This is a genomic window from Streptomyces inusitatus, assembly GCF_014651115.1.
In the GTDB taxonomy this organism is placed as follows: domain Bacteria; phylum Actinomycetota; class Actinomycetes; order Streptomycetales; family Streptomycetaceae; genus Streptomyces; species Streptomyces amakusaensis.
Window position 1 is genome coordinate 199,413 of sequence record NZ_BMWG01000010.1, and the last position, 26,626, is coordinate 226,038.

At 69.8% G+C, this 26,626-nt stretch carries 21 protein-coding genes and 1 pseudogene; 14 read left to right on the top strand and 8 right to left on the bottom strand.

What is annotated here, in order from left to right; all coding sequences use genetic code 11:
* Positions 1-76: 76 nt before the first annotated feature.
* The 3 genes from IE247_RS17885 to IE247_RS17895 all read left to right on the top strand — a co-directional run bounded on the left by IE247_RS17885 (position 77) and on the right by IE247_RS17895 (position 8,181).
* Complete coding sequence (locus tag IE247_RS17885; protein ID WP_190124147.1) at positions 77-4,672, top strand: non-ribosomal peptide synthetase; 4,596 nt, start codon at positions 77-79, stop codon at positions 4,670-4,672.
* Positions 4,669-5,484, top strand: coding sequence for an alpha/beta fold hydrolase (locus IE247_RS17890; RefSeq protein ID WP_190124148.1), 816 nt, complete (start codon positions 4,669-4,671; stop codon positions 5,482-5,484). Before IE247_RS17885 ends, IE247_RS17890 begins: the two co-directional genes overlap by 4 nt.
* 207 nt (positions 5,485-5,691) lie before the next feature.
* The gene (locus IE247_RS17895) at positions 5,692-8,181 is read left to right on the top strand and encodes an esterase/lipase family protein (protein WP_190124149.1); all 2,490 of its coding nucleotides are present in this window, start codon (positions 5,692-5,694) and stop codon (positions 8,179-8,181) included.
* A gap of 135 nt (positions 8,182-8,316) precedes the next feature.
* On the opposite strand, the gene IE247_RS17900 is transcribed toward IE247_RS17895, so the two are convergent.
* Positions 8,317-9,063 carry an IclR family transcriptional regulator gene (locus tag IE247_RS17900; protein ID WP_229869183.1) on the bottom strand — a complete coding sequence of 249 codons (747 nt, stop codon included), beginning with the start codon at positions 9,061-9,063 and terminating at the stop codon, positions 8,317-8,319.
* A gap of 313 nt (positions 9,064-9,376) precedes the next feature.
* Between IE247_RS17900 and IE247_RS35025 the strand changes: the two genes are divergently transcribed.
* The 7 genes from IE247_RS35025 to IE247_RS17930 all read left to right on the top strand — a co-directional run bounded on the left by IE247_RS35025 (position 9,377) and on the right by IE247_RS17930 (position 15,251).
* Positions 9,377-9,484, top strand: coding sequence for a putative leader peptide (locus tag IE247_RS35025; protein WP_373305575.1), 108 nt, complete (start codon positions 9,377-9,379; stop codon positions 9,482-9,484).
* A 179-nt stretch (positions 9,485-9,663) separates the two neighbouring features.
* Positions 9,664-10,701, top strand: coding sequence for an ABC transporter substrate-binding protein (locus tag IE247_RS17905; RefSeq protein ID WP_190124151.1), 1,038 nt, complete (start codon positions 9,664-9,666; stop codon positions 10,699-10,701).
* A complete protein-coding gene (locus IE247_RS17910; protein WP_229869184.1) occupies positions 10,698-11,711 on the top strand; it encodes an ABC transporter substrate-binding protein in 1,014 nt (337 codons plus the stop codon). The genes IE247_RS17905 and IE247_RS17910 overlap by 4 nt, the downstream gene beginning before the upstream one ends.
* Entirely contained in the window at positions 11,708-12,538 is an 831-nt protein-coding gene (locus IE247_RS17915; protein WP_190124152.1) for an ABC transporter permease, read from the top strand. Before IE247_RS17910 ends, IE247_RS17915 begins: the two co-directional genes overlap by 4 nt.
* Positions 12,535-13,314, top strand: a complete 780-nt coding sequence (locus IE247_RS17920) for an ABC transporter ATP-binding protein (protein ID WP_190124153.1) — start codon at positions 12,535-12,537, stop codon at positions 13,312-13,314. Before IE247_RS17915 ends, IE247_RS17920 begins: the two co-directional genes overlap by 4 nt.
* Positions 13,311-14,177 (top strand): ABC transporter substrate-binding protein, encoded by an 867-nt coding sequence (locus tag IE247_RS17925; RefSeq protein WP_190124154.1) that lies wholly within the window; start codon positions 13,311-13,313, stop codon positions 14,175-14,177. Before IE247_RS17920 ends, IE247_RS17925 begins: the two co-directional genes overlap by 4 nt.
* A 3-nt stretch (positions 14,178-14,180) precedes the next feature.
* Entirely contained in the window at positions 14,181-15,251 is a 1,071-nt protein-coding gene (locus tag IE247_RS17930) for an LLM class flavin-dependent oxidoreductase (protein ID WP_190124155.1), read from the top strand.
* Positions 15,252-15,298: 47 nt separating this feature from the next.
* Here IE247_RS17930 and IE247_RS17935 read toward each other — a convergent pair whose 3' ends face one another.
* From IE247_RS17935 to IE247_RS17950, 4 genes are read right to left on the bottom strand one after another with little or no spacing between them, the layout of a single operon-like run.
* Positions 15,299-15,811 carry a hypothetical protein gene (locus tag IE247_RS17935; RefSeq protein ID WP_190124156.1) on the bottom strand — a complete coding sequence of 171 codons (513 nt, stop codon included), beginning with the start codon at positions 15,809-15,811 and terminating at the stop codon, positions 15,299-15,301.
* Between the two features lie 16 nt (positions 15,812-15,827).
* Positions 15,828-16,388 (bottom strand): hypothetical protein, encoded by a 561-nt coding sequence (locus IE247_RS17940; RefSeq protein ID WP_190124157.1) that lies wholly within the window; start codon positions 16,386-16,388, stop codon positions 15,828-15,830.
* Positions 16,378-17,694: a putative PEP-binding protein gene (locus IE247_RS17945; RefSeq protein ID WP_190124158.1), complete on the bottom strand. Its 1,317-nt coding sequence runs from the start codon at positions 17,692-17,694 to the stop codon at positions 16,378-16,380. The genes IE247_RS17940 and IE247_RS17945 overlap by 11 nt, the downstream gene beginning before the upstream one ends.
* Positions 17,695-19,578, bottom strand: coding sequence for an FAD/NAD(P)-binding protein (locus IE247_RS17950; protein ID WP_190124159.1), 1,884 nt, complete (start codon positions 19,576-19,578; stop codon positions 17,695-17,697). It lies immediately after the preceding gene.
* Between the two features lie 277 nt (positions 19,579-19,855).
* Between IE247_RS17950 and IE247_RS17955 the strand changes: the two genes are divergently transcribed.
* Positions 19,856-20,599: a dienelactone hydrolase family protein gene (locus IE247_RS17955; RefSeq protein WP_190124160.1), complete on the top strand. Its 744-nt coding sequence runs from the start codon at positions 19,856-19,858 to the stop codon at positions 20,597-20,599.
* A 379-nt stretch (positions 20,600-20,978) separates the two neighbouring features.
* On the top strand, positions 20,979-21,167 hold the full coding sequence (locus tag IE247_RS17960) for a hypothetical protein (RefSeq protein ID WP_190124161.1): 189 nt from the start codon (positions 20,979-20,981) through the stop codon (positions 21,165-21,167).
* Between the two features lie 306 nt (positions 21,168-21,473).
* Here IE247_RS17960 and IE247_RS17965 read toward each other — a convergent pair whose 3' ends face one another.
* Positions 21,474-22,310, bottom strand: coding sequence for a helix-turn-helix transcriptional regulator (locus IE247_RS17965; RefSeq protein ID WP_190124162.1), 837 nt, complete (start codon positions 22,308-22,310; stop codon positions 21,474-21,476).
* Positions 22,311-22,500: 190 nt separating this feature from the next.
* Here IE247_RS17965 and IE247_RS17970 point away from each other — a divergent pair, with 190 nt between their 5' ends.
* Together IE247_RS17970 and IE247_RS17975 are read left to right on the top strand one after the other, a co-directional pair.
* A complete protein-coding gene (locus tag IE247_RS17970) occupies positions 22,501-23,739 on the top strand; it encodes a CynX/NimT family MFS transporter (protein WP_229869186.1) in 1,239 nt (412 codons plus the stop codon).
* 54 nt (positions 23,740-23,793) lie between these two features.
* On the top strand, positions 23,794-24,063 hold the full coding sequence (locus IE247_RS17975; RefSeq protein ID WP_190124164.1) for a beta/alpha barrel domain-containing protein: 270 nt from the start codon (positions 23,794-23,796) through the stop codon (positions 24,061-24,063).
* A 15-nt stretch (positions 24,064-24,078) separates the two neighbouring features.
* Here the strand turns inward: IE247_RS17975 and IE247_RS17980 are convergent, their stop codons facing one another.
* Both IE247_RS17980 and IE247_RS17985 read right to left on the bottom strand, forming a co-directional pair.
* Complete coding sequence (locus IE247_RS17980; protein WP_190124165.1) at positions 24,079-24,795, bottom strand: hypothetical protein; 717 nt, start codon at positions 24,793-24,795, stop codon at positions 24,079-24,081.
* Positions 24,796-25,432: 637 nt separating this feature from the next.
* Positions 25,433-26,020 (bottom strand): annotated as a pseudogene (locus IE247_RS17985) (transposase); the annotation flags it as partial.
* Positions 26,021-26,626 lie beyond the last annotated feature (606 nt).

Genomic DNA, 26,626 nt, shown 5'->3' on the forward strand with positions numbered 1-26,626 from the left:
CCCGCGGCCGGCCCCGCCCAGGAACGCGCACCCGCCCATGAACGACCGCACATCAGCGACAGGTGAGGAACACCCGGTGGCCCCCAGAGGCAAGCAGGACATCGCCCACGTCCTGGCACTCGGCCCCCTGCAACGGGGGCTGTACTCACTCAACAGGATGCTCCACGGCACACCGGAGCGCCCGCCCGGCGACGCCGGGGAGCCGGAGACCGACGGCGCGGCGGACATCTACTCCATAGCCGTACTGACCGACTTCCACGGGCCGCTGGACACCGAACGGCTCCGGCGCGCCCTCACCGCCGTACTGGCCCGGCATCCGCATCTGCTCGCCCGCTTCTGGGACGAGGGGCTGCCCCACCCCGTGCAGCTGGTCCCCGCCGAGGTGGACTTCCCCTGGCGGGAGGTGGAGATGACCGCCCCCGAGTTCCAGTCGTATGTGCGCACCGCGCAGTACGAGCCCTTCGACCTGGTCGAGGGGCCCCCGCTGCGCGCCACGCTGGCCGCGCTCGCCCCCGGCCACCACCGGCTGCTGGTGGTCTTCCACCACATCGTGCTCGACGGCTGGTCGGTGCCCCTGTTCTGGCGGGAGCTGGCGGACCGTTACGAGGAGGACGGCGGCGAACCCGTCGAGGCGTCCCCCGCGTACCCCGAGTACATCGGCTGGCTCCAGCGGCAGGACCGGCAGGGCTCGCTGCGCAGATGGCGCGAGATGCTCGCCGGGGTGGACGAGCCGACGGTGGTCGCGGGCACCGCGCCGCCCGGCGTCGCCCCGCTGCCCCGGCTCACCATGCGCTCCATGGAAGGGCCGGAGCTCGACACGCTCCTCGCCCGGGTGCGGTCGCTCAACCTCACCGTGAACACCGTCGCCCAGGTGGCCTGGGCGGTGCTGCTGCACCGGCTGACGGGACGCGAGGACACGACCTTCGGGGTGACCGTGTCCGGCCGCCCCGAGGAGGTCCGGGGCATCGAGTCGTCCATCGGGCTCTTCATCAACACCGTGCCCGCCCGGGTCACGCTCCGGCCCGGCGAAACGCTTCGCGAGCTGTGCCGTCGCGTCCAGCGCGACGCCGCCGAGCAGCGGGCCCACGGCTATGTGGGGCTCAGCGAGATCCAGCGGGAGGCCGGCGCGGGCGACCTCTTCGACACCATGATGATCTTCCACAACACGCCGAAGGGAACGGCCAGGGACACCCTGGACCTCGGCGGCGGTGTGACGATGTCGCCCGTCCTCATGGACAGCTACACCCACTACCCGCTCACCGTGGTCCCGTTCCTCCTCGACGACCGGCTGTACGTCAACGTCGACCATGTCGACGCCCTCCTCGGCGGGCTGGACGCCGGACGGCTCGCCGAACGCTTCCTCCACCTGGTGCGGGAGATCGCCCGCGACCCCGGGCGCACCCACCGCGAGCTGGACGCCCTGCTCCCCGGGGAGGCCGCCGAGCTGAGGGCGCTGGCCGAGGGACCCGGCGTCGGCCGGCCAGCCGACCCGGCCGACCACGGCGTCCACCGCGCCTTCGAACGGGCCGCGGACCGGCACCCCGGGCGCACCGCCGTCATCGACGCCGAGGGCGAACTCGACTACGGGACGCTGGACCGCTGGGCCAACTCGGTCGCCCACCGGCTGCGCGCCCTCGGCGTCGGGCCCGAGACCCGGGTCGCCGTGGCGCTGCCGCGCACCCGCGCCTTCTTCGTCGCCCTGCTCGGCGTATTGAAGGCCGGGGGCGTCCTCGTACCGCTCGACCTCTCCGCGCCCCGCGAACGCAACGCCGCCATCGTCGAACTGGCAGGCGCCCAGGTGCTCGTCGCCGAGCCCGGCGAGCAGGAGTGGTGGTCGGGCGAGCGCTGCGCCACCGGCCACGAGGCCCCCGCCGCGGGCGGACCGGACACCGGGCGTCTCACCGGGACCACCGCCGCGGACCAGGCGGTGCACACCGTGTTCACCTCCGGCTCCACGGGCGAGCCGAAGGGCGTCATCGCCACCCACCGGGGGCTGCTGACGCTGCTGGAGGCGCACCGGGAGGAGATCTACGCTCCCGTGCTGGAGGACCCCGAGCGGGTGCTGCGGGTCGGTCACGGCTGGTCGTTCGCCTTCGACGCGAGCTGGCAGCCGCAGCTCGCCCTGCTCAGCGGGCACACCGTGGTCCTCTTCGACGAGGAGGACCAGCGCGATCCGTACCGGCTGGTGCGGGGGATCCGCGAGCACCGGGTCGACATGCTGGACACCTCCCCCTCGATGCTGGGCCGGCTCGCCGAGGCCGGGCTGATCGAGGGCGAGGACTGCCCCCTGTCCATCCTGGCGCTGGGCGGCGAGGACATCCCCCGCAGCGCCTGGGACGTACTCGCCGGACTCAAGGGCACCCGGGTGCACAACTTCTACGGCCCGACGGAGATCACCGTGGAGGCCGTCAACGCGCTCGTCGTGGCGGGCGAGGAGCCTCAGATCGGCGGTGCCGCGCCGGGGTCGTCCGCCCAGGTGCTCGGCCCGGATCTGCGGCCGGTGCCGGTCGGGGTGCGCGGCGAGCTGTACCTCGGCGGGCTCCAGGTGGCGCGCGGCTACCAGGCCCGGCCCGGACTGACCGCGGAGCGGTTCGTACCGGACCCGGTCACCGGGGAGCGGCTCTACCGCACCGGGGACGTGGTCCGGCGCAACGCGGACGGCCGGCTGGTCTTCCTCGGCCGCGCCGACGACCAGGTGAAGGTGCGCGGCTACCGGATCGAACTCGCCGAGATCGTGGCCGCGCTGGAGACCCGGCCCGATGTCGCCCGGGCCGTGGTGGTGGCGCAGCCGGAGGCGCGCGGGCGTGTCCTGGTCGCCTATGTGGTGGCGGCCGAGGAGGTGCGCTCCGCGGGCGGGCGGCTCGACCCGGTGGAGCTGAGGGAGGATCTGGCCCGGCGTATTCCGCACTACATGGTGCCCGCCCGGTGGGTGGAGCTGGACTCCGTACCGCTGACGGTCAACGGCAAGGCGGATCTGCGGGCCCTGCCGCGCCCCACGGGCGGCGGGGACTCCCCCGAAGCCTCCCGGCCGCCCGCGACCGACGCCGAGCGCACGGTGCTCGCGGCGGCTCGCGCCCTGCTGGACGAGCCCCACCTGGGCGTCGACGACGACATGTTCCACCGGGGCATGGACAGCATCGCCACCATCTCGCTCGTCGGCGAACTGCGCCGGGCCGGGCTCCAGTGCACCCCCCGGCAGATCGCGGTCCACCGCACACCGGCCGAGGTGGCCCGCGCGGTGACCGCGGCGGCGGCGTCGGCGGCCGCCCCCGGGGAGACGGGTTCCGAACCGGTGCGCACCCCGGCGCTGGACTGGATGCGGCGGCTCGGCTCCTACCGGAGATTCGCGCAGTCCCAGCTGATCGCCCTGCCCCCGGGCATCACAGCGGAGGAGACCGCCCGGGCGCTGGAGCGCGTACGCGCGGCGCATCCGCAGCTCTCCGCCCGTACCGTGCTCGACGCGGACGGCCGGCTCGCCCTGGTCCCGGCCGAACCGGACGCCGTGCCCCGCGTCCTGGTGGCGGAGGAGCATCCGAGGCTGACCCCGCCGGTGGTCCTGGAGAGCGCCCATCGGGTGTGGGAGCGGCTCGACCCGGAGACCGGCGCGATGATGACGGGGGTCTTCCTGCGGGAGACGGGGACCGGGGTGGCCCGGCTCTTCCTCGCCGTGCACCACGCGGTGGTGGACATCGTCTCCCTGCGCGTCCTGCTGGAGGATCTCGCCGCGGCCCACGGGTCCCCGGACCCTCTGCTCGCGGAGGGCACCACCATGGCCGAGTGGTCCCGGGCGCTGGCCGCGCGGGCCGGCGGCTCCGAGTCGCGCGATCAGCTGCCCCACTGGGCCGGGGTGGCGCGGGAGTTCGAGCGCGCGCCGAGGATCGCGCGCCGGAGTGCCGACCCGGCCGTCCACACCCGGGGGCGGCTGGTGTCGCACCGGGTGACGGCGGACGCGGCCACGACCGGCGCGCTGCTGCGCTCCGCGCGCACCACCCCGGAGAACGCGCTGCTCACGGCGGTCGCGCTCGCGGAGGCCGGCTGGCGTGAGCGGCACGGCCATCCGGCGGACAGCGGGCTCACCGTGGTACGGGAGGGGCACGGCCGCCGGGACGATCTCGTCGGCCCCTTCCTGGACCGCCCCGTGGACACCTCCCGTACCGTCGGCTGGTTCAACGTCTTCCACCCGGTCGTCCTGGACTCGGGCACGGGTGCGCGGAACCGGCTGACGCCCCGGGGCGCGGCCGAGGACCACCGGGCGGCGCTCGGGCTGCTGGAGAAGGTCGCGGAAGAGCTGACGGCGGTGCCGTGCGGCGGATTCGACCACGGTCTGCTCGGCGAGTCGGCCGAGGTCCCCGCCGAGGTGCTCTTCAGCTATCTGGGCCGGCTGGACCAGGTGGTGACCGCCGCCGAGGACCGGCCGTGGACGCTGGTCGTCGACGACGCGCTCCGCGCGGTCTTCCCCGAGGACAGCGAGCCGGACGCGGCCCAGCCGTATCCGCTGGAGCTGGTGTGCGCGATCCACCCGGGGCCGGACGGGCCGGTGGTGGAGGCGCTGTGGCGGTACGACCCCGGCGTCTGCGACGAACAAGACATCAAGGAACTGGCCGCGCTGTGGCGGGGAGCGCTCGACGCGCTCGCCGCCGCCGTCGCGGAGAACGAGAGGAACGGCGCATGACAGAGACCATCGAACTCGGCGGAATCACCCTCGCCTACGAGGAGTTCGGCAGCGGGGACCCCGTCGTACTCGCCATGGGCGCCGGCTCCCCGGGCCGGGTCTGGCGCGCCCACCAGGTGCCCGCCCTGGTCGCGGCGGGCCTCCGCGTGATCGTCTTCGACGCCCGCGGCGTCGGCGGCAGTTCGCCCTGCCCCGAAGGGTTCACCTTCGACGATCTCACCGACGATCTGGCCGGCCTGATCGAGAAGGTCGCCCAGGGACCCGCCCATGTGGTGGGGACCTCCCTCGGCGCCCGAGTGGCCCAGCAGCTCGCGCTGCACCGCCCCGACCTGGTGAACCGGCTGGCCCTGCTGGCGACACGCGGCCGCCCCGACGCGGCCCTCACCGTGTTCTCCCAGGCCCAGATCGCTCTGCACGACCACAATGTGGCCCTCCCCACCGAGGCGCGTGCCGCCCTGGGCGCCCTGGCCAATCTCTCCCCCGCCAGTCTCCGCGACGAGATCGAGGCGGAGGACTGGCTCGCCATCCTGGGCATGACCCCCGCCACCCCGTCCGCCGGAGTCCGCGCCCAGTTCGCGGCAGCCCTCACCGGCTTCCCCCCGAGCGTCTCCGCCTTCGCCGGGATCACCGCGCCGACCCTGGTGGTCTCCTTCGCCGACGACCGCCTCTCCCCGCCGGAGCTGGGCGCGGAGATCGCCGACGCCATACCGGGCGCCCGCTCCGAAGTCGTCCCCGACACCGGGCACTTCGGCTATCTGGAACGCCCCGCCGAGGTGAACCGGATCCTGGTCGACTTCCTGACCGGCGGCTGACGCCGAAAGGGCCCGGCTGACCGCAGCGGCTTCTCCATCGCGCGTCCCTCAGCCAGGCAGGAGAGGACATCCGCCCTGCGTGGGTCGCACCGTGAAAACGGACGCCCCACGCAGGGCTCTCGTGCTCTCGTCGAAGACGCCCGCCTCAGCCATCGGTGCGGAACAATAAGCAACGCGTAGGCACCGTTGGGAACATGTGGAGGCACAGTGAGCGTAGACACCATCAGTCTCGGAGTGGTGTTCGTCCATGGACTCTTCTCGTCGGAGAAAACATGGGATCCGTTCGCTCGACTCCTGGCATCCGACGAGGAGCTGGCTTCGATCACGGTAAAAAGACTGGGTTATGCATCACCCAAACTCCGCCATTTTCGACCTGACCGTCGCACCGCTGACTACAACGATCTCGCGGGGCGCCTAAAGACGTTCTTGCGCTACGAAATGTCGACACACGATCGGTTGGTCCTTGTCGGTCACAGTCAAGGCGGGCTGGTCGTGCAACGGTACCTCGCGCAGATGATCAACGAGGGGCGAGGAAAGGAACTCACCAGAATCCGAAGCGTCATGCTCTTCGCGTGCCCGAATGACGGCTCCGACTTCATGTTGCCGCTCCGCCGCGCATGGTGGCGAAGGAACCCTCAAGTATGCGCACTGGCACCGCTCAATCCAGATGTGAAGGATACCCAACGCACAGTCCTCAACCAGATCGTCCGAGCGGAGGCGACCGGCTCATCCTCGTGCCGCATCCCGTTCTGGGTCTTCGGCGGAGACGCGGACAATATTGTCCCTCGTGCCTCCGCTCAAGGAGTCTTCCCCGATGTCTTCACGCTGCCGGGAGACCACTCCACCATCATCAGACCCACATCACATCAGGACGCCGCCTACGTCGTTCTTCGGAAGCATCTTCTGGACGCCCAGCGGCAGGAAGACCCCGCAGCCCCGGACACTGTCGCCTTGAGCCCCTCTCCGATTGAGCCACCACTCGGGCCATGGGGAGACAGCGCAAAGGCCAATCGGATCTTGGACGTTCTGCCTCCTTGTGCCGACTGGCTCAAGACACTGCGCACCCAGCACTTCTTCGTCGTCAGCGGCCGAATCAACCGGCTCTTCCACGAGGCGGCCGATGCTTTCCGGAACGACCCCCTCGAATTCAATGATCTTGAGCTGCGCCAAGCAGCAACGGATTGCAGTCAAGCCGTCATGAAGCTCAGTGAAGCGCTGATTGACCTTCTCTTCGCCGACCGTGTCGACTCCGGAGCGTTTGAGGTTCTGCCGGCAAAGGAGAGAGAAGACGCCTGGACCTTCGTCCTGAGCAAGCACCAGCGCGGTAAGGACGAGCAGCGCCTGCATACACTCCGTGACGCCTTCTTCCATTCCTACGACGCCCTCCTGTGCCTCCTCAATGAGCGCATGCTCGCACCGGAACAGGCTGCCGCCTTCACTGCCACGAATTCCCCCTCACTCTTTGCCGATTCCCCGACAGCGGGTGACGCGATCGCCCCAAAGCTACGTGTCGGCCAAGGGCTTCCGAGGTACGAACGCGAGCTGGGCATGGCGTACGAGCAACTGCAGTCGGCGGGGCTCGGGGCTCCGACCGCCGAGGCATATCTATCCGGCGTGACCGCCGTGCAACACTTCGCCAACTCCGATACTTCCGGCCATGGTTGGGCGCTCGTCCTGAGAAACGGTCGAGCCATGGCCGTGAGTGAGCTGCTCTGGAACGCCCTCGTGAGCGCCGGGCGCTCAGCAGCAGACAGCGACCCGCTCGCCGCTGTTGGATATCCCACCGCCGCAGGGACCGACCCCGCAGTACTCGGCCCGGACATACAGCGCATCGCTCTCGAAGGCGGCAGCTGGGGCCCCGGCTCGCTTGTCCTGGCCCAGCACTGTTGGCGATGGGAACCCAAGGTGGGGCTGGGATTCAATCTGACACGTTCCGCCATGAACTGGACCGCCGCCCAGCCTGCACCCCAGTTGCGGATCCGAGTCGTCGTAACGCTGCCCTGGGACACCCCACCGGATGCCATCACCACAGCTCGCCGCCGTGATCTCCAGGCCGGACTCCGCCTCAGTCGCCTCGCGCTCACGGTGGCCACGCTGTCGCTGAGCAGGGGAGCACAGCTTCCCCTGGATCACTGGAACCCGGGACCGCACCGCAACGCGATCGACTCCATCAGCTACTCGGCGACCATCGCCACCTCTGATGGACGGCAGGCCTTGACCGGGGCGGTCATGGCCTCTCTGCCGAACGCGCCTCAGTCGTCGGAGACAGTGACCTGTGCTGAGGTTACGATCCAGGACACCGCCGCCTGGGCATCGCTTCTCCCCTCGGGTACCTCGACCACGCTGACGCTCAAGGAGGTTGAGTCACTTCTGCAAGCAGCCTGGCTTACAGCCGCGAACGTTTTGCCGGCGGCCACCTGTGACATCACGGCCAAGCAGTGGGCAGGTGCACCCACGATTGAGCTGCGTCTGAGCGCGGAAGGACCCCACGATCGACCCCGTCCCGACCTCGCTACTCTGATCGACCTCAGCACGCTGGGGCCGACCGATCGCAGTCCGCTGTGCGAGATGGCAGTGACGATCACCGCTTCTCCGATGCTGGAAAAAACAGAACGGCAACTGCTGCTACGGCGCGCCCTCGTCCGCATGCTTCAAGGTTTCGGATACGTCGAGGCAGACGAACATCTCTTCACCTGACTCGGAGACACCACACTGTTCCTGGGAGCCCGATGGGAACCAGCGACCAGAGTGTCACCGTCCGCCGGGAGCCGCGTGAGCAAGCCGGGCACCTCGCCGTCCGTTCCCGGTATGCGGGCATGAGCACTCCCCCGGTCACGGCCGGGCGGGGGCGCGGCGCTCGGCCGGCGGAAGGAGAAGGACCTCCAGCGCGGTGGCGCAGGCGCGCGCCTGGTCGGCGAGCCAAGGCAGTCGTTCGTCGGTGAGGACGGCCGGGGTCGCGCGCAGGGCGAGGGCGAAGCGGGCGCGTTCGGTGTGGTCGAACACCGGGACCGCCAGGGTGCGGACGCCGTGTGCCGACTCGCCGTCGTTGACGGCGTGGCCCCGCTCGCGCACGCGGTCGAGTTCGGCGCGCAGGGCCCGCGGGTCGACGATGGTGCGGTCGGTGAAGGCGTCCAGCCCGGGGAGCGCGCCGACCGGGTCCTCCTCGCCGCCGGGCCAGGCGAGGAGGACTTTGCCGAGCGCGGTGGAGTGGAGCGGCCGGCGGAGTCCGATGCCGGTGTCGTGGCGTACGGAACCGCCGACGAGGATCAGCGCGTGGACGCCGTCCCGCAGGGCGAGGTCGGCGGTGGCCCCGGTGCGTGCCGCGAGGTCGGCGAGTTCGGGGACGGTGAGGTGCAGTCCGCGCTGGTGGTAGGAGAGCTGGCCGAGTTCGGTGACGGCGGGGCCGAGGCGGTAGCGGGCGGTGTGGGCGTCCTGTTCGAGGAATCCGGCCGCCACCAGGGTGCGGGCCAGCCGGTGGGCCGTCGAGACCGACAGCGCTGTGCGGCGGGCGATGTCCGAGGCGCTCAGCGGGGTTCCGTTGTCGCGGAAGCAGTTCAGGACGCCGAGGGCCCGGCTCACGGCCTGTGATCCAGTGGGGGCGGCCGGGGCCGCGGGGGCAGCCGGTGGCGCGGTGGCCCGTGAACGCCGGGCGGGACGTGGGGCGTTCGGGGCTTCGTCGAATGAGCTTCCCATGATGTGGCAGCCTTTCCTGACCCGGGCGCCTGAGTCAACTCGCCCGAAACCAAGGGCTGGAGCCGTGCAAGGGGCTACATTCGAGGAGTGTGCGGGCGAGGCCGGATGTACCACGATGTGGGAAGCGGCTTGTCCCTGAGGCAAGGGCCGTGGCAGAGTCTGCGCACCGACCCCGTCGCCTGTCGAGAGGAGCACCGCCGTGACCGTCCGCCGGACCTTCACCGCCCTGCTGCCCTCGGTGACGCCTGCCCTCAGCAGCCGTCGCCACATCGACCTGGTGCGGGTCGCCAGCTCCGGCTGTCGCTGACCCCGGCGACCCGGCCCAGCCCCGCCCCGCCCCGCCGTGTGACGCCCCCCGAGCGGACGCACTCGCCGGGCCGGGCGGCGTCCCGTCGGCGTCCGCCGTTCCGGCATCCGTCCCGCGACGTACCGCGCATTCCCCGGCATCCCACCGGGCACCGCCGTCTCTCCGGCCGAGAAGGGCCCATGACGCACTCCGCACTGCCCGCCACCCTGTGGTTCACCCGCTGCCCCGTGCCCACCGCCACCGGGATCGCCGCCGATCTCGGCTGGCTGGCCGACGAGTTCGCCCGCGACGGGATCACCGTCGCCTCACTCCAGAACGCACCCGCGACCACCGCCCGGGACCACCACTACACCCACGCGCTGGACGGCCTGTTCCGCGAAGGCGGCAATGTCCCCGCCCTGTGGACCCGGTCGCGCGGTGAGCCCACCCGGCTCATCGGCCTCACCTGGATCGAGGAACGCCAGGTGGTGCTTGTCGCGGCCGACTCCGCCGTCCAGGAGGCCGGGGACCTGAAGGGCAGGCGGCTCGCCGTCCCCCGGTATCCGCTGCCGATCGACTTCTGGCGGGCGATGGCCCTGCGCGGCTTCGAGGGCGCGCTGTCCACCGCCGGGCTGACCCTCGACGACGCCGTCCTCGTCGACGTACCCGCCGATGCCCACGCCGACCAGTGGTCCGCGGAACTGGACGCCCTGCGCGCCGGGACGGTCGACGCGGTGTACGCCAAGGGGGCCACCGCCGTCGAGGCCGCCGCCCGCCACGGCGCGCGGATCGCCGTGGAGCTGGACGACCACCCCGACCGGCGCACCCGTGTCAACAACGGCACCCCCCGTCCGATCACCGTCCGCGAGAGCCTGTTGGAGGACCATCCCGAGCTGGTCACCCGTTTCCTCGCGGTCCTCGTCAGGGCGGCGGGCTGGGCCGCCGACCACCCCGACGGCCTCGCCCGGGTGCTGAGCCGGGAGACCGGCGCGGGCGCCGCGGGCGTAGCGGGCGCCTATCGGGCGCGCGGCCACCGCGATCTGCGGATCGGCCTGTCCGACGAACGCCTCGACCTGCTCGCCGGGCAGGAACACGCCCTGCGGGCCCACGGGTTCCTCTCCGCCCCCGTCGACATACGGGAGTGGGCCGCCCCCGAACCCCTCCGGCGAGCGGCGGGCCTGACCCCCCGCCCCGCCACCGACACCGTCACCGCCGACACCGCCGAGGACCGCCAGTGAATCCCCTGACCCGCCGGGCCGTGCGCACCGCCGCGGCCCTCGCCGCCGCCACCGCCGTCCTTCTCCCGCTCACCGCCTGCGGCACCGCCGGGGAGAAGACGGCGGGAGGCGAGGACACCGTCGTCGTCCGCATCCCCGACCCGAAGAACTCGGGCGTCCTCGCCCTCGGCAAGAAGGACGGCAGCCTCGGCAGGGCGCTCGCCAGGGCCGGGGCCCGCGTCGAGTGGACCGGCAGCGCCGGACCGTTCGCCCCCGCCGCCCAGGCGCTCAACGCCGGACAGCTGGACATCGCCACCGGGTCCATCACCTCCGGAGTGACCGCCCTCACCCAGAAACCCGGGTTCAAGCTCTTCGGCACCGTCACCCCGGACGGTGCCGGGGAGGGCATCCTCGTCCGGAAGGACTCCGGGATCAGCACCGTCAAGGATCTCGCCGGGCGCAAGGTCGCCGTCAACCGGGGCGGCACCGGCGAGTATCTCCTCCTCAAGGCACTGGCCCGGCACGGCGTCCCGGCCGGCGAGGTGGAGCGCGTCTATCTGCGTCCCGACCAGACGGCTTCCGTCTACAAGACCGGGCAGGTGGACGCCTGGGCCTCCTGGGCCGCCTACTCCGTGGCGGAACTGGGCAGCGGCGACTCCCGCTTCGTCGCCGACGGAGCCGCCCTCGGCTCGGACAACTACAGCTTCCACGCCGTGCGCACCGGCTTCGCCGAGAAGCACCCCAAGGTGGTGAAAGCCCTCTACGACTACCTCCGCACCGGCAGCGCGGCGCAGAAGGCCGCCCCGGAGAAGTACGTCAATGTCTTCACCGACCGGGGCCCGACCGCCGTCACCGGCACGGCCAGGGAACTCCAGCTCCGGATCCTGCGCGAGGGCGGCACCGTCGAGCCGATCACGGCCGACGCCATCAGGCGCTTCGAGTCCGTGGCCGACTTCTACCTCGACCAGAAGGTGCTCAAGCAGCCGGTCGACATCAAGCCCCACATCCTCGATGCCGAGGCCCTGGGATGAGCACCGCGACCCGGCCGGCCGGGAAACTCGTCACCCCGCTGCCCGATCTGCCCGGCGACAGGCCGAGAGCCGTCTCCCTCACCGTACGGACACTGGGCCCGCTCCTGCTGATCGGCGCCTGGTGGACCGCGTCCGCCACCGGACTGCTCACCCCCGACATCCTCGCCGGACCCCCCGACGTCGTCCGCGCGGTCGGCGAACTGTGGGGCAGCGGCGAACTGCCCGACGCCCTCGCCGCCTCGCTCACCCGCTCCGGGACCGGGCTGCTGCTGGGACTGGTCGCGGGCGTCGTCCTCGGAGTCGTCACCGGCTTCAGCAGATCCGGGGACGAACTCTTCGACTCCTCCCTCCAGGCGATGCGGACCATCCCCTTCCTCGCCCTGGTCCCCCTGTTCATGGTCTGGTTCGGGATCACCGAGACGGCGAAGATCCTGCTGATCGCGTTCGCCACGACGTTCCCCATGTACGTCAGCACCGCCGGCGGGGTACGGGGAACCGACCGCAAACTCCTGGAGGCGATGCGCTCCTTCGGGATGGGCAGGCTCGCCCTCGTCCGCGAGGTCGTGCTGCCCGGCGCGCTGCCGTCGCTGCTGTCCGGACTGCGGCTGTCCATGACCCTGAGCGTGATCGCGCTGGTCGCCGCCGAGGAGATCAACGCCACCGCGGGCATCGGCTATCTGATGTCCCAGGCGCAGGCCTACGCCCGGACCGACGTCCTCGCGGTGTGCATCCTCGTGTACGCCCTGCTCGGGCTCACCGCCGACGGCATCGTCCGGCTCCTGGAGCGGTTCCTGATGCCGTGGCGCGGACAGGGGGCCCTCCGATGAGCGACACCGCCGTACAGGTACGCGGACTGCGCCGGGTCTTCGGCGAGCGGGCCGTTCTCGACGGTCTCGATCTGACCATCGCGCGGGGGGAGTTCGTCGCCCTGCTCGGTGCCAGCGGCAGCGGCAAGACCACTCTCCTGCGTATCCTCGGCGCGCTCGACCGCTCCGACGGCGGCGAGGTCCTGGTGCCCGAGGTCCGCACCATCGTCTTCCAGGAACCCCGGCTCGTCCCCTCCAAGAGGGTCCTCGCCAACACCGTCGTCGCCATGCCGCGCGGCGCCGCCACCCGGGAGACCGGGCTGCGGGCGCTGCGCGAGGTCGGACTCGGCTCGCACGCCGACGCCTGGCCCGGCACCCTCTCCGGCGGGGAGGCGCAGCGGGTCGCCCTCGCCCGCGCCCTGGTACGCCGACCCGAACTCCTGCTGCTGGACGAGCCGTTCGCCGCGCTCGACGCGCTGACCCGGCTGCGGATGCAGGACCTCGTGGGGGAGTTGTGCCGCCGCCACCGGCCCGCCGTACTGCTGGTCACCCATGACGTCGACGAGGCCGTCCGGCTCGCGGACCGGGTCGCGGTGCTGCGCGACGGACGTCTGGTCACCGACGCGCCGGTCGGCATCGACCATCCCCGCGATCCCGCGCACCCGGCCTTCGCGGCACTGCGCCGCCGTCTCCTCGGCGACCTCGGTGTGCACCAGGAGATCCACCGGGACCCGGCGTCCCCCGCACACGAGACACACCCGTCCGCCCCCTCCCCCACTGGAGCGACCCTGTCATGACCGTCACCATCGGCGTCCACCCCAACAACCCGACCCTGACCCATCTCTCGCGGCTCGACCACGCCCAGCGGGCCCTCGCGCCTCTCGGTGAGACCGTCGTCTTCCACCACTACACCGACGGAGTCGCCACCGGCGCCCTGCTGAGCGAGGGGGTGTTCGACTTCGGCGGCACCGGCTCCACCCCGCCGATCAGCGCGCAGGCCGACGGCCACGACATCGTCTACACCGCCGTCTCCGCGCCCCGCCCCGACCACGGAGCCCTGCTCGTCGCCGCGGACGGACCGGTCCACGACATCGCCGGTCTCAAGGGCGGCACCGTCCATCTGGGCATCGGGTCCTGGCAGACCCATCTGCTCGCCAAGGCACTCCACTTCGCCGGGCTCTCCTACGGCGCCGACATCACCCCCGCCAGCGCCGGACCGGACAGCGCCCGGCTCCTCGCGGACGGCACGATCACCGGCTGGGTCACCCAGGGCGCCGACCTCGCCGCAGCCCTGCGGTCCGGCGACGCCCGCGTCCTGCTGCGCTCCGGCGACGTCATCGCGGACCGCTCCGTGTTCTTCGCCCGCCGCGACTTCGCCGAGCGACGCCCCGAGGTCGTCGCCGCCCTGGTCGCCGCCCTCCAGCGGGCCGACGACTGGGCCGCCGCCCACCCCGGCGAAGCGGCCCGGATCGCCGCCGGCGACCTCGGGGGCTCCGTCGACGACTGGGAGAGGGCCCTCGCCACCCTGCCCCGGCGGATCGAACCGGTCACCGAGGCGTTCCTCGCCGAGCAGCAGGAAGCCGCCGACATCCTGCACCGCGCGGGATTCCTGCCTCGCGCGGTCACCGCCGCCCACGCCGTCGCGGGTACGGCGGGCTGACCGATGACCTCCGAATTCCTCTGGTACATCATCCCCCGCGAAGGCCCCTACCCCTGGGAGCCCGAGGGCCGCCGCCCCGTGGACCTCGGCTACCTCCAGCGGCTCGCGGGGGCCGTGGACGAGCTCGGGTACAGCGGCGCGCTGCTGGCCACGGATCTGCACGACGTATGGACACTGGGCAGCGCCCTCGCCGCGTCGACCGGTCCCGGGTTCAAACCGCTGCTGGCCGTCCACCCGGGGCTGATCGCCCCGACCCTGCTCGCGAAGATGGCTCTGACCTTCGACACCCTGTTCGGCGGACGGCTGCGGTTCAACGTCGTCAACGGCTCCACCGCGTCCCTGCGGGAGTACGGCCTGCACGTCGAGCACGACGAGCGGTACGCGCTGAGCGCCGAGTACTGGTCGATCGTGAAGCGGCTGACCGCGGGCGAGGTGTTCGACCACAAGGGCCGCTACTACGATCTGCGCGACGCGGGCGCGGGACTCCGCGAACTCCCCCCTGTCCAGGAGCCGCACATCCCCCTGTGGTTCGGCGGCTCCTCCCCCGCCGGGATCGAGATGGCCGCCGAGCACGTGGACGTCTACCTCACCTGGGCCGAGCCGCCGCACCTGCTGAAGGAGAAACTCGACCGAGTACGCGAACGGGCCGCCGCGTACGGGCGGTCCCTCCGGATCGGGCTGCGCGTCCATCTCATCGTCCGGGACACCGAGGACGCCGCATGGGCCGCGGCCGACCAACTGCTGAAGGTCACCAGCGAGGCCACCTACGCCCGGCAGCTCGGCGCGAAGGCGACCGAGGACGGCGTCGGCTGGCAGCGCCAGTTCCGGCACGGCGGCCGAATCCCCGCCCACGCCCGCGACCTGGAGGAGCACCGCAACATCTGGCCGGGCATGAGCCTGTTCCGCCCCGGCCCCGGCACGGCGGTCGTCGGCTCCACCGCCCAGGTCGTGGAACGCCTCGCGGAGTACGAGTCCCTCGGCGTCGACACCTTCATCCTGTCGGGCAACCCCCTGCTGGAGGAGGCCTACCGAGTGGCGGAGACGGTTCTCCCGGCACTGGGCGTCCGGCGATAGCAGCGGAACCGGAGACTCGACCGGAGCCGTACCCGGCCCCGGAGCCGCTACGACGGACCGGAGGGGGCCTTGCCCAGCGGGGCCGCCACCGGACGGCCGGCGGTCGCCGGACCGCCCCTCGGAGCAGCGGGCGGCGGCATCAGGTGCCGCCTGGCCAGCAGGACGAGGATGCCGATCGCGCCGACGATCAGAAGGCCGGTGAAGATCCATTCACGGGATCCGCCGGGGCGGTAGACCCGTCCCGGAGCGCCCACGTCGAGAGCCGCGACCCGCTGGCCGGCCGCCAGCGAGCCGCGGTCGCTCCCGTACATCTTGACCGGCTCGCGCAGGATGGTGCCGTCGACGGATCGGAACGATCCGTTCCACTCGCATGTCTCGTGTCCCGGATGCTTGACGCAGGACAGCCCCCTCGCGGTGAAGGTCCCCGGGGTACCGTCGGCCGTCGCCGCGCGTATCGCGTTGCCCAGATTGGGCAGTGTGACCGCCAGCAGCGCGCATGCCGTGATCAGCAGCAGCAGGGACACGAAGCCCGACGGCCGCCGGGTCCGCGGCCCGGTCATCGGGTCCGCTTCCCGGTCATCTCTCCACCGCGCAGGCGCAACGGGCCGCCGCGTTGTCCGCCCGGTCCGCCCGTGCGTGCAGGACCATGGCGATCACCATGGGAATGGTGACGAGCGCGTTGTAGAACAGGTGCAGTTCCACCCGCGGCGCGACGAGCTGGATAAGGCTCGTGGGCACGGCGCGGCCGGCCAGATACGCGCCGGAGAGCGCCTGGATGAGCAGCAGCAGATGTTCGAAGTGGTGCCAGACCTGTATGCCGAGGGTGACGTTCCACCAGGTGCGCGACTTGCCCGTGAATCCCGGACGCAGCAGGATGAAGCCGACCAGCATGAGCAGGGCATAGCCGTAGTGCATCCACTCCGAGGTGACCAGCCAGGGGAACGGGATCCCGAGAACACCTCTGGCCTCGGGCACCGGCCAGCCCATCACATATATCTGGACCGCCTGGGTGAGGTGCTCCGCCCAGTGGGCCAGCACGATGACGGCGAAGATTTTCAACCCGATGCTGTGAAGTCGACTGTTGAGGATGCCGATACCGGTACGTATCCGGCTCGGCGCTGCGGTGTCAGCCAACATGGGAACCTCCGTGGTCCAGGTCGAGGGACCATTTCAGCAGTCGGCCGCGCGTCACGCCTTCTTCCTGCGTGCGCAGTTGGACTCCGCCCGGGACCGCCGCCGGGTCGGGGTCCGGCTGGAGGAGCACCTGCCGGAGTTCGGCGGTGCACATCATGTAGCCGTCCGGATCCGGCAGGCGTTCCAGATAGTGGGCGAGGTCCGCGCCCAGGGCGAACACCCTCACCGGGGTGCCCGCGGCCCGCGCGGACTCCACCACCCTCAGCGCTCCGTCCATGACGGCCGGGTGCCGGGTCTGGTAGACGTCGGCCACCAGGTGGTTGGTCCGGTCCGCCGCCAGATAGAACTGGACCATGTCCTTCATGCCGATGAACAGCTCGCTCGCGCCCGCGGCGCAGATCGCCGGGGTGGCGTGCACCGCGGCAGGCGTCTCGATGAACGCGGACAGGGGCACATCGGCCGGTAACTCAAGGTGCGCCCTGAGTTTGGCGAACTCCCTCTCGTCGTTGAGGAACGGAGCCGAGAGGTGCACCCGGGCCGCCTCTTCGCCGAGCCGTTCGCGCAGGGAGTCGAGCACCGCGTGCAGCGCGTCCCGGTAGGCGGCCGACCCCAGCAGCCAGCGTGCGCCGTGCAGACCCATCTCAGGGTTCGGCTCGACCGGGACCGAGGCCCGCTCGGTGACGGCGGCGGCGTGGTCGGAGCGGAGGTCGAGAAGCCTCAGGACCAGCCGCTGATCGGGCAGGAGCGCCTGGACGAAGACGCACAGCCGGTCCGCGACGGCCCTCCCGTAGGCGGTGATCTCCGCAGGGCCGCCGTTCAGCGAGTCGAGCGGGCGCAGGCCCGCCGCCAGGCAGAGGAACTCCTCCCTGATGAAGAAGGAGTCGACCCGTTTCGCGTTCGGCCCGCACGAGTTGATCGTGTGGATGTCCTGGAGGTCCGCGATGACCGCGCATGCCGAGCCGAGATCGTCCAGCGAGGGAGTCCCCGTGCTCCTGACGGCCCCGATGATGACCGACTGGCTCTCCAGATCCAGCATCACCTCGCCGACCAGATCGGCCAGATCGGCCTCGTCGACACGGAGCACGGGTATTCCCCTGCCGCGGCAGATGGACTGCATATGCCCGGTCATTCCACCCGAACCACAGACGACCGCGCTCGCGGCCACGATCGCTTCGTACAGTCCCGCTTCGAGGGAAGGGGCGACGAGGATTGATCCCTCAAGTGGTCTTCTTGTGCGGTTGCAGATGCCTCGGAGAACACCCTGCCCGCCGCCGGCCAATAGAGATCCCTGAACCCGTCGCCCGTTCAACTAATCCTCCATATTCTCGGCGTTCTCTATCCCCAATTGCCGACGCAGCTGCCGTGGAGTCACGGAGACGTCGATGAGTCGTTCGACTGCGGCCCTGTTGACGACAGCCCTCGTCAGACGTTCGCGACGGGGGCTGTCCACCGGGAGGGTCGGAAGTCCGCCCAAGGAACGGACGCAGGCGTCCAGCCGGGAATCGAGCAATTCCCGCTCATGCCGAGTGAACGCGGCCAGCCTCCTCACCTCCAGCACCACAGCCTCCCTGAATCGGTCCCGTTCCGCTTCCTCTATGTTGCTCACCTCGCCCGGAGATCGCGCTTCGAGGTGAAGCAGATCGTCCTCAGGTGTTTCCAGCCGCTCGATCACCCGCGCGGCGACCACGATGGAATGGTTCTTGATGGCGGCGAGATTGAACGAGAATGCGCCGGTTCGGCCGTTCCGCACGATCTCGTCACCCTCCCTCAGCACACCGAGCGCGGAGATCGGGCCCGTCGGTTCGCCGTCACGGCTCAGCAGCGTCCCCCGTTCGTCGACCTTCAGGCCGCGCCCGGTGCGCTCATGGGGTATCGCGATCCCCCTTCTGAGGAGACTTCCCCAGAGCGACTGGCCGACCTTGCGGTAGTCCCACTCCCTGCCGAAGTTGGACACCACCAGGTCCGCTTCGATGGTCCGCTTCCTCCCCGGGGCCGCGATCGACACGGCCAGCCGCCCGGACTCCGCCGGTGTGACCCCCTCCACCTTGCCGACGACCAGCTTCACCGCCCCGTCCGCCGGGCGCATCGCACGCTCGATGATCTCCATCGTGTACTCCACGGCACCGACCCGGAGCGCTGCTATCGCGGTGCTGAACTCGTCCAGGAGGGCGCGCAGTTCCTTGGTGGGTATCTGCTCGACGGCCTGCGGAAGATGCGGCTCCCACGCCTTGGTCACGCGCTCCGCGACCACCGCCGGGGCGACCTCGGGATGGTCCCGGGCGACCGTCGCACACGCCGCCTCCCACTCGCTCCGCACCCGGGCGAGGAACTCCTCCCGATTCCGGTAGGGCTCCAGCAGCGTTTTCGGACAGGGCAGTCGCAACACCCCGTGCTCATGGTCTTCGGGGTACGTCCGGAACAGCGTCCCGGTCCTGGAGATCAGATGGATGGGACCGGTGTGCCCCTGGCGCAGCAGCAGTCCCGCCGAGTCGTACGCGCTCAGCACGGATCCGACGATCGCGACGGTCGCCCCGGGCGGGAGCGCCGCGAGCTTCCGGACTCCGTCGGCGGAGTACGGGTGCCGTACGAAGGACGAGTGCGTGAGCACCTCGGCGGCGAAGGGCGGCTCCCTGAGTTCGAGCCCGGTCGCGAGAACGACGTGCTCGGCACGGATGACGGTCGGCTCCGGGCCCGGCCCGTCCTGCGGGCCCGTGCCGGACGGATGCCGCACCGTCACCTCGACTCCCGGCCCGCGCACTTCCACGTCGACCGCTTCGCCGTCCGCCTCGACGAGCACGACGCCGGGACATGCCTCCCGTCTCGCCTCGGCCAGCCGGTCGATCAGATAGTCCTGGAAGATCCGGCGGGGCGCCGGGCCCTGTTCGCTGAACTCCAGCTCGGCCCAGGGCGTCGGCCAGTCCCGGCGGTCGGCCTCGTGGTTGGCCCAGCGGACAAAGTCGTTGACATCCTCCCGGAACACCGACATCCGCCCCGCCTGGATGTTGAACACATGGTCCCAGGGGTTGCCGTCACGGTGATAGGCGACACCGGCGGACCGGTACTCGGATCGCCGTTCGAGCAGAACGATCTCAAGCGGTGCGCGCGCGAAGCGGAGCAAGCGGATCGCTGTGGCGGTGCCGCCCAGACCAGCACCGACGATGAGCACTCTCGGGCGTGTACGTGTTCGATACATGAGGAAACCGCCCCGTTGGGTGATGGGAGCCCGACGCTGCTGTCTTACGCCGGGCGAAGGTCCGTTGACGGAGTATGCCGCCCCACGAAACAAGTACGGAACGGGCCGGGGCGATCTCTTCCTCCCCAAGAACGATCAACGGCACCGCGGACGCGAACACGGCCCGCGCCTCCCGCGCGCGGCGGACGCCGGAGGAGGGCGCCGGAGGAGGGCGCGCGCTCTGCCCGCGGCAGAACAGTGGCCGGACCGGGCTCCACGATCCCTACAGTCCAGTCCCATGACGACGATTTCGACACGTACGGTCGAGTACCCGGCCGACGGCCTGACGATGATCGGGCACCTGGCGCTCCCGGCCGGCGCCGGCCGCCGGCCCGCGGTGCTGCTCGGACCGGAGGGCACGGGGCTCAGCGACGTCGAGCGCCGCCGGGCCGACGCTCTCGCCGAGCTGGGATACGTGGCGCTGGCCTTCGACCTTCACGGCGGGCGCTACTTGAGCGACCCCGAGGAGATGCTGGCCCGCTGCCTGCCGCTGCTCGCCGACCCCGACCGGATGCGTGGCATCGGCCATGCGGCGCTCGATGCGCTGCGCGCCGAACCGCGGACCGACCCCGACCGGATCGCCGCCGTCGGCTACGGCACCGGGGGCGCCGTCGGGCTGGAACTCGGCCGCGACGGCGTCGGCCTGCGCGCGATCGGGACGGTCAACGCGCTGACCACGGGCCGACCGGGCGAGGCGGCGCGCATCCGCTGCCCGGTGTGGGCCGGGGTCGGGTCGGAAGACCCGATCATGCCGCCCGCCCAACAGCGAGCCTTCACCGCCGAGATGCAGGCCGCGGGCGTCGACTGGCGCCTCACGGTCTACGGCGGCGCCCTGCACGCCTTCCACCACCCGCCGGTCGACCACCCCGTCGTCCCCGGCGTCGGCCACCACCCGCGGCACGCGCGGCGAGCCTGGCGCGATGTCGTCGACCTGCTCGCCGAGTGCCTGCCCGTGACGGAGGGGCAGCCTCAGAGGAGGTGAACCCGCCCCAGCTCTCCCAGGTCGTACGACGGGACGTCGCCGGCGGGGCGCACCGTGTACCCGGTGATGTGCGGCGAGTCGACCGAAAGGAAAAGAGCGGCCCAGACTCCGTTCCGTGAGGTGCCGGAGTCCGTGAGGAACGAAAAATCTCCACGCAGGGTGAGAAGGTACTTGGGCTTCGATGTGGAGCCGAATCCCGGACCGTACACGGCTCGCATTCCGGCGTCACCGGTCGTCAGTACGACACACAGATCTCGCGGACGCTCCTCTCCCCATTCGAGGGCCCAATCACGCGCGACCCTGGAGAGCTCCTGGAGTGTGGCCTCGTCAGCCCCTGGCCCCAGTTGGTTGCGGAGCCGGGTGGGGCCGACTCTACGCGGTGATCCAGTGGGAGGTTGTGAGCACCACGGGCGGCTACACCGAGCTGCGAGATCAGTTTGTCCGTGACCCGTTCGGCATCGCCGACACCACGGCGACCGAGCACCGCACACCGGCGGCCGGCGGCCAAGACTACGTCAAGGGGCACGGCATTTTCGTCTCCCCGGTGCGCCAATCGCGCTGTGCGTGACGCGCGACAACTCCGTCCCGCGACGTGCTGGCGGCTTCGATGGTTTCCTCACCCGGACCAGAGCCGTGATCGGATCGCCGGGTTCATGTCGCCAGAGCAGGTCCGCGGTGAACGGCGGCTCTCTCCAGCCTCAGACGTCTTCTGCCCGGGCAGGGTCCTTCACTACACCGCCACCGGCCAGACTCAGTTCGGCCCCCTGGGCATCGGGGCTCACGCCCTGATGTTCCGCATCGCCGAGAAGGAGGCGAACCTGACCGGCTGCCGTCCTCTCTGCTGGAACTGGTGCGAGGAGGTGGCGTCACCGGGTCACTGAACGGACCGCAGGAACCCCAGGGGTTGTCTCTGGAGCTGGTCGATGGCCTGGGCCGTCTCCTCGCACTCGGGAAGGAAGATGGTGAGCTGCTGAGCATCCATGGGCATTTCGAGCGTCTCACGGAGAAGTCGCAGACGGTGCCCGTCCGGGTGGTTGAGTGTGAGAGCCCCGCGGCGCGGTACTGCATGACGGAAGAGACGGTTGGTGAACTCGGGCCCGGCAAGGGGGGTGAGCTCTGAGATGAGCCATTCGAGGTTCTGAAGGGACGGCGCCTGCCACAGGTCGAAAGTGTACTCGTCCGCGATGTCTTCCCAGTCTGCGAAGAACGTCCGAGAACGAGGGTCGGTGAACAAGTAGATGTTGAGGTTCGGCTCGGCGACGTCGAGCAGCCCGGTGCCTCTGGTGATCGACTGATAGCCCGTGGTGTGGGCGAGGATGTCACCGAGCCGGTTGGTCACAACGGCGACGCCGGGTTCGAGAAGGCTGAGTGTCTGCAGGACGGACGGCCGCACGCGCCGAGACGGTGGCACGGGCCTGACCAGGACCGAACATTCGTCACTGGCGATCTTCGCGAGGTAGCGCAGGTGCTGGCGCTCGGGAGAGTTGAGGCACAGTGCGTCGGCAAGCGAGTTGATCACTGCGGGCGACGGGTTGCGGTCACGCCCTTGCTCCATACGGGCAAGATACTCGACGCTGATTCCGGCTCGGGTGGCGAGGTCCAAGCGGCGCAGCCCAGGTGACCGGCGGCGGCCGAGTCTCTCCAGACCCAGGCATTCCGGCTGGATGCTGTCCCGCTTGGTCCGAATGAACTTCCCCAACGGTGTCCCCATATCGACAGGCTACCGGTGCTGACGGGCGGGCTGGGGTGGCTCGCCGAGACTGCCTGTGGTGATATCCGGATGGCCTGAGGCTGTCCGCGCGGATCTCGCCCCTTCATCGCGCGGCGCGGAGGATGGCCCTGCGAGGGCTAGCCTCAGTAGGGCCTCGTTAAGCCTCATCGCGGCCCTGATGATGATGGTCATGGAGAACAAATCGACACGGCGTTCCGGACAGGTCTTGCTTGTCTGGGGGTTGCTCGTGGCCGCGGCCAACCTCCGGGCGAGCCTGACAGGTGTCGGGCCGCTGCTGGATCAGGTACAGGCCGACCTGGGATTGACCCCAGCTGTGCTCGGCTTGCTGAACACGCTGCCATTGCTGGCGTTCGCCGCACTGTCTCCGATGGTGCCCCGGCTTGCCGCACGGTGGGGAAGCGAGCGGCTCCTCGGCGGTGCACTCGTCGTGCTGACACTGGGGATCGCGGTTCGATGGACGCCCTCGACGGTCGGTCTGTTCGCGGGCACCATGCTGATCGGAGCGGGCATCGCGGTGGGGAACGTCCTGCTGCCAAGCCTCATCAAACGTGACTTCCCCACCAAAGTAGGGCTGTTGACCAGTGCTTATGCCACGGTGATGGGCGGTGTGGCCGCGGTGGCGTCCGGAGTGGCGGTGCCGATCAGTGAGGTCGCTCCGGGCGGCTGGTACACCGCCTTGGGCTGCTGGATTCTGACCGCGCTGGTGGCCGTGCTGCTGTGGCTTCCCCAGATGCGGACCGCGCCGCCTGCCTCGCGGGCGGTTCGTGGGCCGCATCAGTTGCCCTGGAGGTCCGGCCTGGCGTGGGCGGTCACGGCGTTCATGGGGCTGCAGTCCCTCGGCTTCTACGTCGTCGTGACATGGCTGCCCCAGGTCTTCCAGGACAATGGGATCAGCGCAGCCTCGGCGGGATGGCTGCTGTTCCTGTTCCAGGCGGTCGCGGTGCTCACCAGCCTGGCGGTGCCGGGCGCGCTGCGCTGGGCAGGCGACCAGCGGGCACTGGCGACGATCTGCTCGGCCATCATGCTTCTCGGCTACCTCGGTCTCCTGGTGGCCCCGAGCCTGGCGGTGCTGTGGAGCATCGTCCTCGGTCTGGGCGGCGGGGCCTGTCTCGTACTCGCGCTGGCGTTCCTCGGCATGCGGGCCCAAGATGCGGCCGGGGCGGGCGCGTTGTCGGCGATGGCCCAGTCGATCGGCTATCTCCTGGCCGCCGTCGGGCCGGTGGTCTTCGGGCTGCTGCACACAGTCAGTTCCGGCTGGCAGGCACCGCTGGCGTTCATGTGCGTCGCCGCCGCCGGTCAGACGGTGGTCTCGCTGGTGGCCGGACGCGGCACGGTGCGGTCGGCCGAGGTTCGGGAGCCCGACCGGGCCCTTTCGGTGCCAGAAAGCGCCCCGTCACCTGAGCACTGATCGTCCGGAAGGCGGGGGATCTCATGAACCACAAACGGGGGAGAGTGTTGACAGATGAGCATACTTACCGAGATCGTCGCCGGAGTCCGTGTGGACCTGCGGGCACGTATGGCCGAGGTGCGCCCGGAGATTTTGCGGCGCAGGGCGGAGTCACGCAACGCCCGGATGACTCCAGAAGCCGTCGGTGCCGTGCTGCAGCGCCGGGCCGAGATCGCTGCCGGCCGCGAGAAGCTGGCCGGAGGCGCAGCCATGGTACTGACAGATGGGCTGGATAGGCCTTATGAGGCCATACCAGATTACACCAAGCCGCTCTGCCCACCCTGAAGAGAAAGAAAAATACTAGATAATTCCGGCTTCCGTAAGTCGAGTATAGTTCCGCCCGGCATACTTTTTCCCTCTCTGATGGCGACGTCGAAGCAGGAGCTCCCATTCCTTTGATCTATCTACAGAAATCCGAGTTTGGGCAGCTTTAAGATTTGCCCAATGCTTATCAAAATCTCGCTCAAAAGCATATTGAGTGACTGTAAGATCGAAGATTAGCCGCTCCAGATGCTTCAGCATATTGCTCTGCAGGCGAAGGTGCCACAACGTCAGAGAGTTCAAACGCTTGGTCCGATCCTGGTTTACGTTATTGCGTTGCTCGTTGAAGGCGACAATCCATTGCCCGTGCGCCAGACTGTTCCGCACATTAATAAGTGGATCCATCCACTGGTCAAGGACCGACTTCATGCCGGAGAAGTAGGCAGCACTGGTGTACGGCAGCGCGGAGGGAACCTTAGAGCGAGGCACCTTGTATCGGACAGCAAACGCCTCAACGAGAACCTGGTTCCACATACCAAGCACATTTCGCTCTTGCATGACGCGCCGCTCGCCATCTTCAGGGAAGTAGGGCGAGCTAATGATCGCCATTAGGCGATCTTCGAGAGTGGCACCGAGGAGAAGTGCGCAAGTTCGAGTCAGCGCAACAATCTCATGCTTCTCACCATGCCTGATTGCTTCCTTGCAAGAACGGCTAGCCACCTCGAAAGATGTTTCGAGAGCCACCGCGTTACGCACATGCGCACTATGCAGCTTCGCGCGATCCAAGGGTTCCCCCCATGCTTGATTGCCGAAGTCGGCAGAATCTACCATGCTAGATAAACTCTGCCGACCCCGGAATCGAACCGAGGAACTCTCGCCAGGCGAGCGTGTTATCGCGCGAAACGACCGGCACGAATTCGCACACCATTACACCAATCGGCCATAGGCCAGAACTTCAACGTCCGGAAAGCCCTAGCTTGCCTAGGAATTTAGCACAGAGGGACTGAGGTTGGGAGCCGCAGTCTCGATCCTGACGGCCGACTGGCGTGATGAGCTGCCTGTTGGGGCGCAGGCGGACCACTTCGCGCGTTCTGCGTATCTCCCGGCCCCAACAGCTGCCCCCTCGCCCGGCCTTGGCCGCGGGTGCCTCAGTGATGCGGCCGGGGAACCTGCTGCATCCCCACCATGGGGGTTGCCATCCGTGGTCGCGCGTAGGCGCGACGGACAACACCGTCGTGCCCGCATGGACGTCCGTTTTCACGGGTCGGTGCGCGGGCGCCTCCCTGCCCGGCTGGTTGCCTCGCGTGCTACTGGTGCTTCGCTAGGTTCTCGGTCTGTTTCTACGTGTGGTGAGGGGTTGACCACAGGTGGAGCAGGTGCCCGGTCCAGCACCTCAACAGGTCCTGGAGCGTGTCGAGGGCCTGGTAGAGGGTCGGACCGGCATGTGTGCTTTTGGGTCGAGCCGCCTGAGGGTGAGGAATGCCTGTGCGGCGGTGACGAGGGTGACGTGGTGGTGCCAGCCGCGCCAGGTGCGGCCCTCGAAGTGGTCCAGGCCCAGGCCGTGCTTGAGCTCTCGGTAGTCGTGCTCGACGCGCCAGCGCGCCTTCGCCCACCGCACCAGGTCGGCGATCGGGGTCGTGGCCGGCAGGTTGCTCATCCCGTAGCCGGTCGGCCCAGCGGCTTCTTCGGGCTGCTCGACGAGCAGGGTCCGCAGAGGCAGCACACCGTCCCACCGGCTGCGTCCGCCGGCCCGCTCCTGGGCGGTGCGGGCGGCTTCCTTGCCCGAAGGCCGCACTTCGAGGACGGCGAACCGCGAGGTCATCGCACCCTTGCTGCCCTGCCGCCAGGTGACCGACTCGAAGAGGGTGCTGGCATCGGCAAACGAGGTCAGTGCTCTGGCGGCTTCGCGGTAGCGGGGCAGCGCGGGTGGTCCCAAACCGCCGTAGCCGGGACGGGACGGCCCGGCTACGGCCGGGCGGGCGGGCGACCTCCTGCTGAAGCTCGCCGGCCCGGACGAGATCCTGATCGTCAACAGTGACCGCGATGCGCACGCGGTCTTCGCGTTCTGGGGCAAACCCAAACCGACCTATCGCACACACGCCGAACCCCGGCCAGCGCTCTTCGATCTCGAAGTAGACGATGGGCATGCGGAGTTAGCGATCACCCGCTATCTCCGGGGCCTACTGCAGGCGGAGTCCGCGACGGCAACAGCTTGCATGTCGGCCGGTTCAAGGGCTGGAGGCCAAAGTCATCCGCAGGCGCGACGGCCACTGCACCACCTTCAGCATTTACACTCTTCGGTGTCACCAAGATCGTCGCGTTCGTCGGAGTCGACGTCATCACGGTCGATCGACGCCGACGGGGCAACGGGGCATCCAGCTCAAGCGCAGTCCGGGCCTGTTTCACGACGATCTGCCAGCTTGGGAATGCTCGCAGAGCAGGTTGGAAACGCCTCGGGTCAGGACTACCTGGTTACGTGCATCTACTGGCACCACGCGCATGCGCAGTCCTTCACCATCGCGGTTAGGCCGTTTCTTAGCGATCACCTTGCTGACCAGATGTGGATGGCGGCGAGGTGGAGTCCGGC

What these genes read in the sequence shown, in the direction of transcription:
- IE247_RS17955 (WP_190124160.1), top strand. Translation starts at nt 19,856, where the DNA reads ATGACGACGATTTCGACACGTACGGTCGAGTACCCGGCCGACGGCCTG.
- IE247_RS17890 (WP_190124148.1), top strand. Translation starts at nt 4,669, where the DNA reads ATGACAGAGACCATCGAACTCGGCGGAATCACCCTCGCCTACGAGGAG.
- IE247_RS17940 (WP_190124157.1), bottom strand. Translation starts at nt 16,388, where the DNA reads ATGTTGGCTGACACCGCAGCGCCGAGCCGGATACGTACCGGTATCGGC.
- IE247_RS17950 (WP_190124159.1), bottom strand. Translation starts at nt 19,578, where the DNA reads ATGTATCGAACACGTACACGCCCGAGAGTGCTCATCGTCGGTGCTGGT.
- IE247_RS17970 (WP_229869186.1), top strand. Translation starts at nt 22,501, where the DNA reads ATGGAGAACAAATCGACACGGCGTTCCGGACAGGTCTTGCTTGTCTGG.
- IE247_RS17975 (WP_190124164.1), top strand. Translation starts at nt 23,794, where the DNA reads ATGAGCATACTTACCGAGATCGTCGCCGGAGTCCGTGTGGACCTGCGG.
- IE247_RS17930 (WP_190124155.1), top strand. Translation starts at nt 14,181, where the DNA reads ATGACCTCCGAATTCCTCTGGTACATCATCCCCCGCGAAGGCCCCTAC.
- IE247_RS17905 (WP_190124151.1), top strand. Translation starts at nt 9,664, where the DNA reads ATGACGCACTCCGCACTGCCCGCCACCCTGTGGTTCACCCGCTGCCCC.
- IE247_RS17915 (WP_190124152.1), top strand. Translation starts at nt 11,708, where the DNA reads ATGAGCACCGCGACCCGGCCGGCCGGGAAACTCGTCACCCCGCTGCCC.
- IE247_RS17925 (WP_190124154.1), top strand. Translation starts at nt 13,311, where the DNA reads ATGACCGTCACCATCGGCGTCCACCCCAACAACCCGACCCTGACCCAT.
- IE247_RS17965 (WP_190124162.1), bottom strand. Translation starts at nt 22,310, where the DNA reads ATGGGGACACCGTTGGGGAAGTTCATTCGGACCAAGCGGGACAGCATC.
- IE247_RS17935 (WP_190124156.1), bottom strand. Translation starts at nt 15,811, where the DNA reads ATGACCGGGCCGCGGACCCGGCGGCCGTCGGGCTTCGTGTCCCTGCTG.
- IE247_RS17920 (WP_190124153.1), top strand. Translation starts at nt 12,535, where the DNA reads ATGAGCGACACCGCCGTACAGGTACGCGGACTGCGCCGGGTCTTCGGC.